We start from the raw sequence: 13,735 nt of genomic DNA, 5'->3' as shown, positions 1-13,735 counted from the left end.
TATAAATGCTTTGTTAAAAAATGCGGGTTTTAGATGACCGACATTTAAATACGGATGAATTGCCTATCTCTTAATTTTCTGTTCATTCAACCATCGGATATACTGTACCTTATTACGGTTATGCTGCGCCGCCGTTTTCGCAAACATATGATATCCGAAATTCTGGACATCGGCGACCATATAATAATAGTCGTTTTTTTCAGCATTTAAAACCGCGTCAACGGCTGTGATATCGGGCATGGTAATTGGTCCCGGGGGTACCCCCGCATATTTATAGGTGTTATAGGGAGAATCCAATTCTAAATCTTTGTACAGCACTCTTTTAATAATGGTATCAAAATTTCCCGTACGTTTTTTTATGGCATAAATAACGGTAGGATCTGCCTGTAGCAACATTCCTGAACGAATGCGATTAAGGTAAAGCCCGGCGACCCTGGGGCGTTCATCGACCTTGGCGGTCTCTTTGTGTACGATGGCGGCCAAAGAAACTACTTCCGAAGGCGTCAAGTTAAGCGCTTTCGCCTTTTCCAAACGCTTTTGGTTCCAAAAGCGTTTGTATTCCTTTAGCATGCGATCTCTAAAATCTTCGGCCGAAGTATTCCAGAAAAATTCATAGCTGTTCGGAACGTACATCGTCAGTTTTGTATCATCGGTAAATCCGCTGGCTTTTAAAAAATCGGGGTCATTCAACGTATTCATTAATATGAGGCTATCGGGTTCCAGTTGAACGGCTATCCGTCCGGCGAGATCCGCCAAAGTTTCCTGGTTATTAAAGGCCACTTTTACAGGAAGGTTGTTACTACGGAGGGAGTTGATGATCTCATTGTTGTTCATTCCCTTTTTGATGGCGTACTTTCCTGCTTTGATATTGAGAATATATCCTTTTCTATCCGCCACTTTGCGAAACGAATCCATGTCCTGCAAAAGGGGATCCAATTGTTGTTTCACATCCTCAAAATTAGCATCCGAGGGAATAAATACATAGGCCTGTTCATTACTGAAACTGGTATTGGGCGCAAATATGGCATCGTAGACCATGTAGGCGAATATGCCACCTACCACAAGGCCGGCGAGAAGAATGAAAAGCAATATTTTTTTAATGTACATGAAGTTGTTGGGTTCGTGGTTACTAGTTTGTGATTCGAAAAAGTGACCTTCATACGCTGTACCTCATATTATGTACCTCGTACTTTGTTTTTTTAATAACTACCTACTGCTAGGTTAAGCCAAAATCGTTGTAAAATTCAATACGCCTTTCGGCTTACTTAACACTAGTACTTCAAGTCTTCAATTTTTGAAACAAAATTTCATCTTTATACCTACCATTGGAAAAAATCCAGTCTTTCTTTATACCTACCTCCTGAAAGCCCAACTTTTTAAAAAGATGGATGCTCGCATCATTCCCTACCAACACATTGGCAAATAATTGCCTCAAGGCCAAAGTAGAAAATGCATAATCCATCATAAGACGGATGGCTTCTGTACCTACTCCCTTATTCCTATTTTTATCCTCTAAAACGATGATGCCTATACCGGCCCTGTGGTTCTTAGGGTCAAAATCGAACAAGTCGATAAGGCCGATACCCTTGTCATTTTTATCACAGATACACAATCGCAATTGTTTTACGTCGTATATGTCGCGATGGGCATTGTCAAGATACTGCTTCAACACGTGCCGGGAATAAGGGGTCGTCGTACCGCTTATTTCCCAGACGGTCACATTGTTTTCCAGTTCGTATAAAAAGTCAAGATCATCAGTCTCTAGGGCCCGTAGACGTATGTGCTCTCCTTTTAAACTCAACATGTGACCTCGCCTTTGAATACCTGTTTTGCAGGCCCGATTAAATGGATGTTTCTGTAGGTGCCCCCATTTTGTTCAAACTCAACCATCAAGTCTCCACCCTGGGTCTTGACCGTTACCACATTTACTTTGGTTTTTCCCGTTTTGTGCATCGCCAAGGCCACTGCGGTAACACCCGTACCGCAAGACAGGGTTTCATTTTCTACCCCGCGCTCATAGGTTCGCACCGCAAAGGTCGTATCGTCGAGCTGCTCAACAAAATTGATATTACTACCGGATTTTCCATACAGTCCGTACCGTAATTTTCTACCTTCCGCAAACACTTCAAAATCGGCAAGACCCTTTACCAGTTGCACATGGTGGGGAGATCCGGTATCCAAAAAGAGACAATCTGGTTTTACCCTGATTTCAGAGACCTCTTGCATTTGAAGGCTTACCCGATCGTGGTCAATAGTGGCTTCATGTATTCCATCTACGGCGGTAAAAGTCGCGGTATCCGCAATAATATCCAAATACTTCGCAAAGGCTACCGTACATCTTCCCCCATTACCGCACATACTGCCCTCGTTACCGTCTGCGTTAAAATACACCATTTTAAAATGGGAAAGCGCGTCATTTTCCAAAAGGATGAGTCCGTCCGCGCCGATGCCGAATCTGCGGTCACATAGCGTTGACACCAACTTGGCATTGTTTTTGTAAAAAACGGATTGCCGATTATCGATCATTATAAAATCGTTGCCGGTACCTTGATATTTATAGAAAGGAACAGTCATAGTTTAAGAAACGACAAATATAAGGCATTATACTTTTTACTGTGTATAGCGCATCGGTCAATCTGGAAAAGAGCGTATTGCTGAAGGGATTTCGCTTTTTATTTTCTCACTATAAATTAGCTAAATCCAAGTTGCAAATAAAATTATCCCAACAAATTTAAAGAGCGAAATCACCATATGAGAGGGATTAGGGCTTTTTTGGTAAAAAATGTTTAAGAATTTCTTGGCAGTTAAAAAGCCGTTAAAGCGTGCCAAAAGAGAATAGGATTGTCTCTTAAAACCTTAATTTTAACATTATAAAATAACAAAAACATGAAAAGGATTGCAAGTACATTATTGGTCGCCGTTTTTGCGGGAGCGATTACTTTGGGGGCCTACAAATATTTCTTTGAAAACACCAAATACGCCGTAGTTTCCGACGACCCAGGTACATCGACGTTCCATACCAGTTTGACCCCTACGTCGCCCAATGGTTCGGGACTCAATGACGTTGATTTTACAACGGCTGCAGAACGCACCGTAAATGCGGTAGTGCACGTTAAAAACGTCTCTATCGGCAGGTCCCAGCCTTCGAATATCATGGAATTTTTCTATGGGCAGGGCAGCGGTCAGGAAAGGGCGCAGGTAGGCACAGGTTCGGGGGTAATCATCTCCCAAGACGGTTATATCGTAACGAACAATCACGTCATCGAGAATGCCACCCAATTACAAGTCACCCTCAATAATAATAAGACCTACGATGCCGAGCTGATCGGTACCGATCCAAATTCCGATATTGCATTGATTAAAATCGATACGGACAGAGATTTACCCTACCTCGCGTTTGGGGATTCCGACAATATCAAGATTGGCGAATGGGTCTTGGCGGTCGGCAATCCGTTTAACCTGACCTCCACGGTTACCGCGGGTATCATAAGTGCCAAGGCAAGGGATTTGCATATGGGCCGCAACCAATCGTTCATACAAACGGACGCTGCCGTTAACCCTGGTAATAGTGGTGGTGCACTGGTAAATACCAATGGAGATCTCGTTGGCATCAACACTGCCATCACGTCGCAGACCGGTTCTTACGTAGGGTATTCTTTCGCCGTACCTAGCAACATTGCCAAAAAAGTGGTAGACGATATTTTGGAATATGGTAATGTGCAGAAGGGCATTTTAGGAGTGAATACCATTCCAATGAATACGCCCTACGCCGCGAAAAAGGGGATTAAGGATATCGATGGGGTTTATATAGATGCGGTCGAAGAAAACACCGGTGCGGCCGATGCCGACCTTCGCAGTGGGGACATCATTAAACAAGTAGATAATATTGCGGTACATCAGTTTCCCGACCTGACCGGATATCTTTCTACCAAAAAACCGGGAGACGAGGTGAAGGTTACCGTTGATAGGGATGGCGAAAAATTGACCCTTCCCGTAATGCTTAGCGAGATACAGACCTTGGTGGTTCCTGAGATGGGCCTCGAGGTTAAAAATCTAACGGATAAGGAACGTAAAAAGTTTAAGATAAAATCCGGAGTACGTATTGTCGGGGTGCCCGAAAGATATCGCGGATACGGACTTGACGGAAAAATATTGTTGGCTCTCGGTGATGAGGAAATCAACGATATACAGGAGGCACGTGCCCTTTTTGGCCGGATTTCGAACTATGGAAAGACCGTTATCACCATGTTGAACGAAGATGGGGAACGCGAAAGATTGATTTTTCAATAAATAATGAACCTCCTTAAAATAAAAAAACGTCCTTAATTAGGACGTTTTTTTTTGGTGCCCACCTGCTAAAGGATAACCTTATGGGCAATTTTTTTTCTAAATTGAGAATATTGAATTACTTTCGTCCCCTAAATCAATAACGCAAAGACCCAACTTTACATGAAAGGTTTTAGAATACTACTGATGGCAGCGGCCTTGTTGACTTTTGGTCTACAATTTTCGCACGCCCAAGACGAGGATCAAGAGGAAGAGGTGTCGTTGGAAAGAGGTCCGATCGATAGTCAATTTGAATTTGTTTATAAACAATCGGGGAACTATAGAGCGGATGGAAAAAGATACGAGGTGGTACGCACAATTTCTTTGGACCAGCTTCGCCAAAATGTTTTAGACACCCTTAGTGGATTCAATACCCGCGCTGCTGAACTGAAAGCAACCATTGCGGGCCACGAATCGACGATTACTTCTTTAGAAAAAAAACTGGAGGATACCACGAATAGCCTCGCGGTCGTTACCGAAGAGAAAGACAATATGTCGTTCTTGGGCATTGCTGTGTCAAAAGGCACTTACAACGCTATTTTATGGACGGTCATCGCCGGACTGCTCATCCTTTTACTTTTCTTTATCTATAGATTTAGGAACAGCAATATTCTGACCCAAGAAGCCAAAACCAATCTTTCGGAACTGGAAACGGAATACGAAGACCATCGAAGAAGGGCGCTGGAAAGAGAGCAGAAGATAAGTAGACAACTGCAGGACGAAATCAATAAATACAAAAAACAGAAATAAAAATCAAAAAAGCTCCCTTCGGAGCTTTTTTAAGTTTACCAAAGGCCCTTATGCGCATTGATATCATCACCGTTCTACCGGAACTTTTAGAAAGTCCATTCGGGGCCTCCATACTAAAAAGGGCCATCGAAAAAGGATTGGTAGAAGTACATATGCACAACCTTAGGGACTATACTGACAAAAGCTACAACCAAGTAGACGACTATCAATTCGGCGGCGGTGCGGGAATGGTCTTGATGATCGAACCTATCGACAAGTGTATCGCCGCTCTGAAAGCGGAGCGGGATTACGATGAAATCATTTATATGACGCCTGATGGCGAGACCCTGAACCAAAAGATGGCCAACGGCCTTTCGCTATTAAAAAATGTCATTATTCTTTGTGGCCACTACAAAGGTGTTGACCACCGGGTCAGGGAGGCTTATATTACCAAAGAGATTTCTGTAGGCGATTACGTGCTTTCAGGGGGTGAACTTGGGGCTGCCATAGTGTGCGACGCCGTTATTCGCCTTATTCCCGGTGTACTTAACAATGAGACCTCCGCCTTGACCGACACGTTTCAGGATAATCTTCTCGCCCCGCCCGTATATACGCGTCCCTCAGAATACAAAGGCATGAAAGTGCCCGCAATACTACTGAGCGGCAACTTCAAAAAAATCGAGGAGTGGCGTGAAGATGAAGCCCAGAAGCGAACGGAACGATTGCGACCGGATTTAATGGAATGAAAAATTCAAAAGAAATACATTGCAGGTTCTAATATATCTCTTATTTTTGCATCCTGTTAATTCAACCTCTGACGAAAATCGTGAACGTTGATTTTAATATAACCATAAATCAAGTTCATGGATTCATTGATACAATTCGTAGAAGACGAGTTTGTTCCAAAAAAAGAGTTTCCGAAATTTTCAGCAGGTGACACCATTACGGTGTACTACGAAATTAAAGAAGGTGAAAAAACACGAACCCAGTTTTTTAAGGGGATAGTCATTCAGAGAAGGGGAAGCGGCTCTACGGAGACCTTTACCATTCGCAAAATGTCAGGCACCGTCGGGGTAGAAAGAATATTTCCCGTAAATATGCCCGCTTTGCAAAAGGTTGAAGTAAATAAAAAAGGAAAAGTACGAAGAGCACGTATTTTCTATTTCCGAGAGCTTACCGGTAAGAAAGCACGGATTAAAGAAATACGCTCGTAGCCTTATTTTAAGCGCATATACACGACCCGTCAGGATATCTATCTTGACGGGTCGTTTGTTTATGAACAATTGTTCATAACTTCTGTTCATAAAGTGTTGATTTTACATTTGGTAAATAATTTGGTAACTGAACTATTTTACACTATTTTTAAAGTATGATTAGGAAGGATGCTTGTCTAAAGCGGATTTTGAAATCATTATAAAGTTCACGTTCTTTATATTTATTGTTTAGTTTTTAGTTGGGTATACTGATTCTTAATGATATCATGACTACCAATTAAAAAACGAGCTTGGTGCCAAGAGGCTGTCGCTTTTTGGACAAAGACCAGGTGGATGTATCACTTGTTCGAACCTGTAAAACACTGGTTTTACACACAGAAACAAGCATATTAAAACAATGGAAAAGAAACAATAATTGGTCGTTTGGCGTAAAAATCAAGGACTGAAACTGTTTCAAACGTCAGGATGAGTGATGCGAATGCGATCAAGGATTGCCGATCTGTTTTTATACAGTGAAGAGAGTTCGCTAACTACTTCTTAAAAGCCATATCAATGTATTTATACAATGATATGGCTTTTTGTTTTACTGCGATTAAAATTACACCGCCATGCGACTTTTATCTTTCCCTTCCCAACATCACATAAAATTGTATATTTGCTCCGCTTAAAGCAAGAACTGCCTTTGAGTTTTTTCTTTTAGGACGTATTGAAATGCAATGCCCCTTATACTCCCGCAGTTTTACGGATTAAAGTACAAGACGAATTCCAAAATTAAAACCTTCATGTCCAAAATTTTCTACACCAAAACAGACGAGGCCCCGGCTTTGGCTACCCAATCCTTTTTGCCGATTGTAAAAGCTTTTGCACAAACAGCGGATGTTGACCTTGAAACAAAGGACATATCGCTTGCAGCGCGGTTAATCGCTTCTTTCCCCGACTTTTTGAACAACGATCAGAAAATCTCGGACGACCTTGTCGAGTTAGCGCAACTCGCCAAAAAGCCCGAAGCCAATATCATTAAATTGCCGAATATCAGCGCATCCGTACCCCAATTAAAAGAAGCAATCAACGAGTTGCAGCAAAAAGGTTACGCTTTGCCCGATTACACCGATGAACCCTCGAACGACGAGGAAAAGGAAATAAAATCAAGATACGATAAAATTAAGGGAAGTGCTGTAAATCCAGTACTTCGGGAAGGTAATTCCGATAGAAGGGCACCCCGTGCGGTTAAAAATTATGCTAAGAAAAATCCACACTCCATGGGCGAATGGAGCGCCGATTCAAAAACGCATGTCGCGACTATGAATCACGGTGATTTCAAATCCAATGAAAAATCGCTTACCATCGAGAAGGCTACCGATATAAAAATTCAATTGGTACAAAACGATGGAAAAACCATTCTTTTAAAGGAAAAAACTTCACTGTTGGCCGGTGAGATTATCGATGCCACGGTGATGGAAAAAAAAGCGTTGATGAGCTTCCTTCAGAAACAGCTGAAGGATGCCAACGAAAAAGGAGTGCTTTTTTCATTGCACTTGAAGGCCACCATGATGAAAGTTTCCGACCCAATTATTTTCGGCCATGCGGTCGAAGTATTTTTTGCGGACGTTTTTGATAAATACGAGTCCACTTTCAAGAAACTGGGCGTCAGCGCCAATGATGGACTCGAAAACCTATACCGCAAACTCGACGAATTATCTTCAGATAAACGCGAAGAAATCGAAAACGATATCAAAAAAGCCATCTCCGATGGGCCTGATCTCGCTATGGTCAATTCCGATAAGGGCATTACGAATTTACATGTACCAAGTGACATAATCATCGACGCTTCGATGCCCGCCATGATCCGCAATTCCGGAAAAATGTGGAACGCCCTCGGAAAAACACAAGATATTAAAGCCGTGATACCCGATAGCAGTTACGCCGATGTCTATTCCGCCACAATTGCTTTCTGTAAAAAACACGGGGCTTTTGACCCGACTACCATGGGTACGGTGCCCAATGTCGGGCTTATGGCCCAAAAGGCCGAGGAATATGGCTCACATGATAAAACTTTTGAAATCGGCGCTGCCGGTTCGGTCCAGGTAATAGATTTGGACACCGAGGCCGTGCTGTTCGAACGTTCCGTTGAAAAGGGCGATATCTGGCGTATGTGCCAAGTGAAAGACGCTCCGATCCAGGATTGGGTAAAGCTGGCCGTGTCACGTGCAAGGGCCACAAAAGATCCGACCGTTTTTTGGTTGGACGAAAATCGCGCCCACGATGCCCAGTTGATCAAAAAAGTAAACACTTACCTTCCGCAACACGATACCTCAGGTCTTGATATCCGTATTTTATCACCTCTAGAAGCTACAAAATTTACGCTTGAACGGATTAAGGAAGGAAAAGATACCATATCCGTAACCGGAAACGTGTTGCGTGATTATCTGACCGACCTCTTTCCTATTTTGGAAGTAGGGACGAGTGCCAAGATGTTATCGATCGTTCCATTGATGAACGGCGGTGGTCTCTTTGAGACCGGTGCTGGCGGTTCCGCGCCAAAACACGTAGAACAGTTCTTGGAAGAAGGACATCTTCGATGGGATTCCCTAGGGGAATTCTTGGCCTTGGGAGTATCGCTGGATTTTTATGGCGAGAAATACAACAATGAAAAAGCCCGTATTCTTGGGGATGCTTTGGATACCGCCACGGAAAAATTTCTCCTCAATGATAGGTCACCTTCTCGCAAGGTAAATGAGCTCGATACCCGTGGCAGCCATTTTTATTTGGCATTCTATTGGGCCGAAGCCTTGGCTGAACAAAATAAAGATAAAGATTTGAAATCTAGGTTCTCAGAGGTTTTCGAAATCCTGAAGGAAAACGAATCAAAAATAATCGGGGAGTTGGCGGCCGCCCAAGGTCGTCCACAAAAAATTGGGGGATATTATTTGCCTGACTCAAAAATGGTGGAGGAAGCCATGCGGCCCAGTAAAACCTTGAATGGGATACTTGCGAATATTTAGAGGATGCCCGATGCTAAAAAAATTGTCGTTGATGGATAGAATGACCCAAATCTTTCTTTTTATTTTTATCAACAGCTTCCTACTGGCCTTTCCACAACAAAAATTTACCATCAGCGGCACCGTTTCCGAAGCGGCCAGCAATGAAACCCTAATTGGCGTAACTGTTGCCGTCCCAGAACTAAGAACCGGGGTAACCACCAATGAATATGGTTTTTATTCCATTACACTTCCCGAAGGGGAGTATCAGCTGCAAATAAGTTATCTAGGTTTCAAAGAAGTAGTGCAGACCATCGGTCTCTCCCAAAATTTAAAGCTCAACATCAAAATGGAGGAGGCTGCCGAAGCACTGGATGAGGTCGTGGTTACCCAGGATGTGGAAAAAATGGATATTCGGAAACCTCAAATGAGCGTCAATACATTATCCGCAGGAACTATTAAAAAGATTCCCGTGATTTTGGGAGAAGCCGACGTTATTAAATCCATCTTGCTATTGCCCGGCGTGACGAATGCCGGAGAAGGCGCATCCGGATTCAATGTTCGGGGTGGTGCGGTAGACCAGAATCTCATTTTATTGGATGAAGCCATCATTTTCAATTCCTCGCATCTGTTCGGTTTTTTTTCTGTCTTCAATCCCGATGCTATCAAAGATATCAAGTTGTATAAAGGGGGAATTCCCGCACGTTATGGCGGTCGGGTCTCGTCGGTGCTGGATATTTTTCAAAAAGAAGGCAACAGTAAAAAATTCGAGGTCAACGGAGGTATCGGACTGGTCGCGAGCAGGCTGTTGGCAGAAGGCCCCATCGTAAAGGACAAGGCAGCGTTCTTGGTCGGTGGCCGATCATCATACGCGCATTTGTTCCTTCCGCTCTTCAATATAGATAATAAAGCGTATTTCTATGACCTGAATACGAAAATCAACTACAACATCAACGAGCGGAACAGTGTTTTTCTTTCCGGTTATTTCGGTAGGGACGTTTTTAGCATCAGCGATAGCTTCGTCAACACCTATGGCAATGCCGTTGGCAATTTTCGCTGGAACCATCTCTTTTCCGACAAGTTATTCTCCAACCTATCCCTCATTTATTCGGATTACTACTACGGTCTCAAACTTGATTTCGTAGGCTTCGATTGGAATTCCGGCATTCAGAACTTCAATCTGAAATACGATCTTAAGCACTATGTCAACGATAAGTTACAGATAAACTATGGCGTCAATGATATCTACTATCGGTTTAATCCCGGTAAAATTGAGCCCAGCCGAGCGGATTCGGGAATTTTGGAAGAGCAACTCATCCAAAAATATGCCAATGAATTTGCGGCTTACGTCGATGTAGAACATGAAATTACTCCGAAACTGAGCCTGAATTACGGCCTTCGTTTGAGCAACTTTATCCGTCTGGGGCAAGAAGAACTGAACGTATACGAAAATGATAATCCAGTAGCCTATGATTCTTCCTTATCCATATATTCCGAGGCCGACCCCATAGGAACTATTAATCCAGGTCGGGATGGTAGGTTGGCCACTTTCAATACTTTAGAACCGAGGGCCGCGCTCGCGTATACCATCAACGATTATAGTTCGGTAAAGGCAAGCTATACCCGCTTGGCGCAATACCTGCATCTATTGTCGAACACCAGCTCCCCTACCCCATTGGATGTTTGGACACCCAGCGGCCCGTTTATCAAACCCCAGCTTTTAGATCAATATGCCCTGGGCTATTTTAAGGATCTCAAAAATGGTGATTATTCCTTGGAAACTGAGGTCTTCTATAAGGATGTAAAAAACCGGATCGATTATATCGACGGGGCCAACCTGATTGCCAACGACGCGATTGAGACCGTAATATTAAACGGAAAGGCAAGGGCTTATGGCCTTGAACTATTGTTACGAAAGAACGAGGGGCGGTTTCAGGGATGGTTGGCCTATACCCTTTCCAAATCCGAACAGCGAACACCCGGTAGAATCGCAACCACCGAAAATGGACTCTCAGAAAATGAACCCGGCATAAATTTCGGTGAATGGTACAATACACCCTACGATAAAACCCATGACTTTTCGCTGTATGGCAGTTATGACCTGAACAAAAAATGGACCTTCAATGCCAACTTTGTGTATCAGACCGGACAGCCTACCAATTACCCCATTGGTCAATTCGAATTTCAAAATCTTACCGTACCTTATTACGGGGTGCGCAACGAACAGCGTCTGCCCGACTATCACCGTATCGATGTTGCGGCGACCCTTACCCCAAAAAAGAACGCCGGTAGAAGATGGCAGGGCGAATGGGTGTTCAGTATCTACAATCTGTACAACCGTCGAAATGCGGCTTCGATCAGTTTTAGTCGCAACCAAGACACGGGAGTTAATGAAGCCGTACGTACTTCGATTTTCGGTATTGTTCCTGCAGCAACCTATAATTTCAAATTCTAAGGCCATGAAGCGATATATTCTATTCTTTGTAGGGATATTCCTTTTTATCGGATGTGAAGATGTCGTAGAAATCGACACACCTTCCGAACCGCCACGACTTTCAGTAGACGCCCTAATCCGTATCGATGAGAGCGAGCCTATTACCAATGTCGTCGTCAAGGTGAATCTTACCAGTTCTTTTTTTGGAGATACCGAAGCTGCAGATTTGGATGAAATCAGCATTTTGAACCGCGATTATATACCCACGGGACCTTCAGATGAAAATTTTATAGCACTGACCAAAACTGGGGCCGGTCGTTATGAGGCCACAAAAAACACGTCGTTTTTCACCGACGGAACCTTGGAACTTTCAATCATTCACGGTGACACCCGCTATCTAGCGATAACCAAATACGTACCCGCTGTACCTATCGACAGTTTAGTACAGGGCGAAGGAGAACTGTTTACGGGTGACGAGACCGAAATACTGGTCGCTTTTACCGACAACCCAACCCGAGATGATTTTTATCTCTTTGATTTCGATTTTAATGAATATTTAGTTACCGATGACGGATTCTATCAAGGACAGACTTTCGAATTTTCCTATTTCTACGATGAGGATGTTAACCCGGGAATGGAAATCAAAATAGACCTTCTTGGTGTTGATGAAACTTTTTACAATTACATGAACCAATTAATAGTACAGGCAGGCGGTGATCAAGGCCCGTTTCAGACCCCCTCGGCAACCGTTCGGGGCAATATTACGAATGTAACGAGCAGCGACGATATTGAAAATCGTAACAATTTTGGACTAGGCTATTTTGCAGTTTGCCAGACGTTTAGTAAGTCGATTGTAATAGAATAATCTAAGTGGACCGTGTAGCGTCCGAATTAGGATTTCGCGATGACGGATGACAATCACTCCTGTGGCATCCAAAGAAGCCATAAATTTATCCGAAATTAACAGAACCCTCATAGTACCGCTATAAGCGGTCTAAAAATAAGTAATGAAAACGGATAAAGACCTGCTGGTAAAAGGATTAAAGTACATCGCATACACCATTGCGCTCATGTTCTCGGCACCGGTCGTCATCTATCAGGCGTTCAAAAATGAAGAACATGCTTGGTATTGGCCTGTGCTTATCGTAGGATTGATACTCGGCGTATCGGCAATAGCCATGGGATTTTACGGCATTAAAGTTATTCTTGATTCTTTATTTGGAAAGAAAGAGAAAAGCAGTAATCGGTAGCTCGTTCGGCCTATTGCTTCGCACCCGTAGATCCCCACTTGTCGGTAAGTTGGGCGTAATCGTAGTCTAAAACGGATTCCTGCCGTTCTAATCGGTAGGCTGCAAAAGCGCGTTGTAGAATGTCTTCGATCTGGTAGTCTTCATGAATACGCTCGGGATGAAATTGCTCTTTAAGGCTAATGCTAAATATGCTGGCGGTCGTATTATACCAAAAAGCGCGCCACCCGCTACGCAATTCCTTGACCAGATCAAAAGCGGTGGTACCCGTTTGCCGATAAATAAGCTTGACGAGAATCTGGCCCTCGGTACGCGTCAATTTCTTGAGTTCCGCTGAAAATTCATCCTCAATAAACTTTTGGACTTCCTTGGTGTAACGCTTCTGATGTCTTCTTTTCTTGATTTTAGTTATGCTATCGTTCAATTCGACCAGCCGTTCCGCCGCTAATTTGGCGTAAGGGTAGACCTTTAGAGTCTTTCTGCGAAGAATGTAATACCGCAGCTTATCTTTATAGGAGTCAAATTTGAGGTTTCCGAAAAGATAGACCTCGTCAAGATCGATGGAACTGCGAAAAATGGAATCCCCCTCGATAATAATCATGTTTTCGGTGGTGGAATCGATAGGTTGTTCCTCGACTTGGGCATAGCCCGACCAGCCGAGAATCAAAAAAAGTAAAGTACTATAAAACTTTTTCATTGGGGTTGTTGGAACAAAAGTCCTGCCAAAATTAACGATAAATAAACGCTCTTATTATCGAATTCCTCTTAATTTAAAGTGAATATTAGCTTTAACATTTTGCATGCTCT

Annotated in this window: 12 protein-coding genes; 8 read left to right on the top strand and 4 right to left on the bottom strand. The window is 43.2% G+C overall.

Annotated elements, in window-relative coordinates; all coding sequences use genetic code 11:
* Positions 1–63: 63 nt before the first annotated feature.
* From mltG to dapF, 3 genes are all read right to left on the bottom strand, one after another.
* Positions 64–1,107 (bottom strand): endolytic transglycosylase MltG, encoded by a 1,044-nt coding sequence (mltG, locus tag BLT07_RS13665; RefSeq protein WP_091869702.1) that lies wholly within the window; start codon positions 1,105–1,107, stop codon positions 64–66.
* Between the two features lie 172 nt (positions 1,108–1,279).
* A complete protein-coding gene (locus BLT07_RS13660) occupies positions 1,280–1,804 on the bottom strand; it encodes a GNAT family N-acetyltransferase (protein ID WP_091869699.1) in 525 nt (174 codons plus the stop codon).
* Positions 1,798–2,574: a diaminopimelate epimerase gene (gene dapF, locus BLT07_RS13655; protein WP_091869696.1), complete on the bottom strand. Its 777-nt coding sequence runs from the start codon at positions 2,572–2,574 to the stop codon at positions 1,798–1,800. The genes BLT07_RS13660 and dapF overlap by 7 nt, the downstream gene beginning before the upstream one ends.
* Before the next feature lie 312 nt (positions 2,575–2,886).
* Between dapF and BLT07_RS13650 the strand changes: the two genes are divergently transcribed.
* The 8 genes from BLT07_RS13650 to BLT07_RS13615 all read left to right on the top strand — a co-directional run bounded on the left by BLT07_RS13650 (position 2,887) and on the right by BLT07_RS13615 (position 12,931).
* The gene (locus BLT07_RS13650) at positions 2,887–4,290 is read left to right on the top strand and encodes a trypsin-like peptidase domain-containing protein (RefSeq protein ID WP_091869693.1); all 1,404 of its coding nucleotides are present in this window, start codon (positions 2,887–2,889) and stop codon (positions 4,288–4,290) included.
* A gap of 159 nt (positions 4,291–4,449) precedes the next feature.
* Entirely contained in the window at positions 4,450–5,076 is a 627-nt protein-coding gene (locus tag BLT07_RS13645) for a tRNA (guanine-N1)-methyltransferase (protein WP_091869690.1), read from the top strand.
* 50 nt (positions 5,077–5,126) lie between these two features.
* Positions 5,127–5,801 (top strand): tRNA (guanosine(37)-N1)-methyltransferase TrmD, encoded by a 675-nt coding sequence (gene trmD, locus BLT07_RS13640; protein WP_091869687.1) that lies wholly within the window; start codon positions 5,127–5,129, stop codon positions 5,799–5,801.
* Between the two features lie 117 nt (positions 5,802–5,918).
* Complete coding sequence (gene rplS, locus BLT07_RS13635; RefSeq protein WP_091869684.1) at positions 5,919–6,269, top strand: 50S ribosomal protein L19; 351 nt, start codon at positions 5,919–5,921, stop codon at positions 6,267–6,269.
* A 782-nt stretch (positions 6,270–7,051) separates the two neighbouring features.
* The gene (locus BLT07_RS13630; protein ID WP_091869932.1) at positions 7,052–9,271 is read left to right on the top strand and encodes an NADP-dependent isocitrate dehydrogenase; all 2,220 of its coding nucleotides are present in this window, start codon (positions 7,052–7,054) and stop codon (positions 9,269–9,271) included.
* A 40-nt stretch (positions 9,272–9,311) separates the two neighbouring features.
* Positions 9,312–11,702 (top strand): TonB-dependent receptor, encoded by a 2,391-nt coding sequence (locus BLT07_RS13625; RefSeq protein WP_245726551.1) that lies wholly within the window; start codon positions 9,312–9,314, stop codon positions 11,700–11,702.
* A gap of 4 nt (positions 11,703–11,706) precedes the next feature.
* Positions 11,707–12,546 carry a DUF4249 family protein gene (locus tag BLT07_RS13620; protein ID WP_091869681.1) on the top strand — a complete coding sequence of 280 codons (840 nt, stop codon included), beginning with the start codon at positions 11,707–11,709 and terminating at the stop codon, positions 12,544–12,546.
* 142 nt (positions 12,547–12,688) lie between these two features.
* Positions 12,689–12,931, top strand: coding sequence for a DUF6095 family protein (locus BLT07_RS13615; protein WP_091869678.1), 243 nt, complete (start codon positions 12,689–12,691; stop codon positions 12,929–12,931).
* A 10-nt stretch (positions 12,932–12,941) separates the two neighbouring features.
* Here the strand turns inward: BLT07_RS13615 and BLT07_RS13610 are convergent, their stop codons facing one another.
* Positions 12,942–13,625, bottom strand: coding sequence for a DUF4294 domain-containing protein (locus BLT07_RS13610; protein WP_091869674.1), 684 nt, complete (start codon positions 13,623–13,625; stop codon positions 12,942–12,944).
* Positions 13,626–13,735 lie beyond the last annotated feature (110 nt).

The organism is Pricia antarctica (assembly GCF_900101815.1).
Classification (GTDB): Bacteria; Bacteroidota; Bacteroidia; order Flavobacteriales; family Flavobacteriaceae; genus Pricia; species Pricia antarctica.
The sequence above is the reverse complement of the archived record's forward strand: the minus strand, read 5'-3'. Positions and strand labels throughout refer to the sequence as shown.

Coding starts and splice junctions, on each gene's coding strand:
- rplS (WP_091869684.1), top strand. CDS start 5,919: ATGGATTCATTGATACAATTCGTAGAAGACGAGTTTGTTCCAAAAAAA.
- BLT07_RS13645 (WP_091869690.1), top strand. CDS start 4,450: ATGAAAGGTTTTAGAATACTACTGATGGCAGCGGCCTTGTTGACTTTT.
- BLT07_RS13620 (WP_091869681.1), top strand. CDS start 11,707: ATGAAGCGATATATTCTATTCTTTGTAGGGATATTCCTTTTTATCGGA.
- mltG (WP_091869702.1), bottom strand. CDS start 1,107: ATGTACATTAAAAAAATATTGCTTTTCATTCTTCTCGCCGGCCTTGTG.
- BLT07_RS13610 (WP_091869674.1), bottom strand. CDS start 13,625: ATGAAAAAGTTTTATAGTACTTTACTTTTTTTGATTCTCGGCTGGTCG.
- BLT07_RS13625 (WP_245726551.1), top strand. CDS start 9,312: ATGACCCAAATCTTTCTTTTTATTTTTATCAACAGCTTCCTACTGGCC.
- trmD (WP_091869687.1), top strand. CDS start 5,127: ATGCGCATTGATATCATCACCGTTCTACCGGAACTTTTAGAAAGTCCA.
- BLT07_RS13615 (WP_091869678.1), top strand. CDS start 12,689: ATGAAAACGGATAAAGACCTGCTGGTAAAAGGATTAAAGTACATCGCA.
- dapF (WP_091869696.1), bottom strand. CDS start 2,574: ATGACTGTTCCTTTCTATAAATATCAAGGTACCGGCAACGATTTTATA.
- BLT07_RS13630 (WP_091869932.1), top strand. CDS start 7,052: ATGTCCAAAATTTTCTACACCAAAACAGACGAGGCCCCGGCTTTGGCT.
- BLT07_RS13660 (WP_091869699.1), bottom strand. CDS start 1,804: ATGTTGAGTTTAAAAGGAGAGCACATACGTCTACGGGCCCTAGAGACT.
- BLT07_RS13650 (WP_091869693.1), top strand. CDS start 2,887: ATGAAAAGGATTGCAAGTACATTATTGGTCGCCGTTTTTGCGGGAGCG.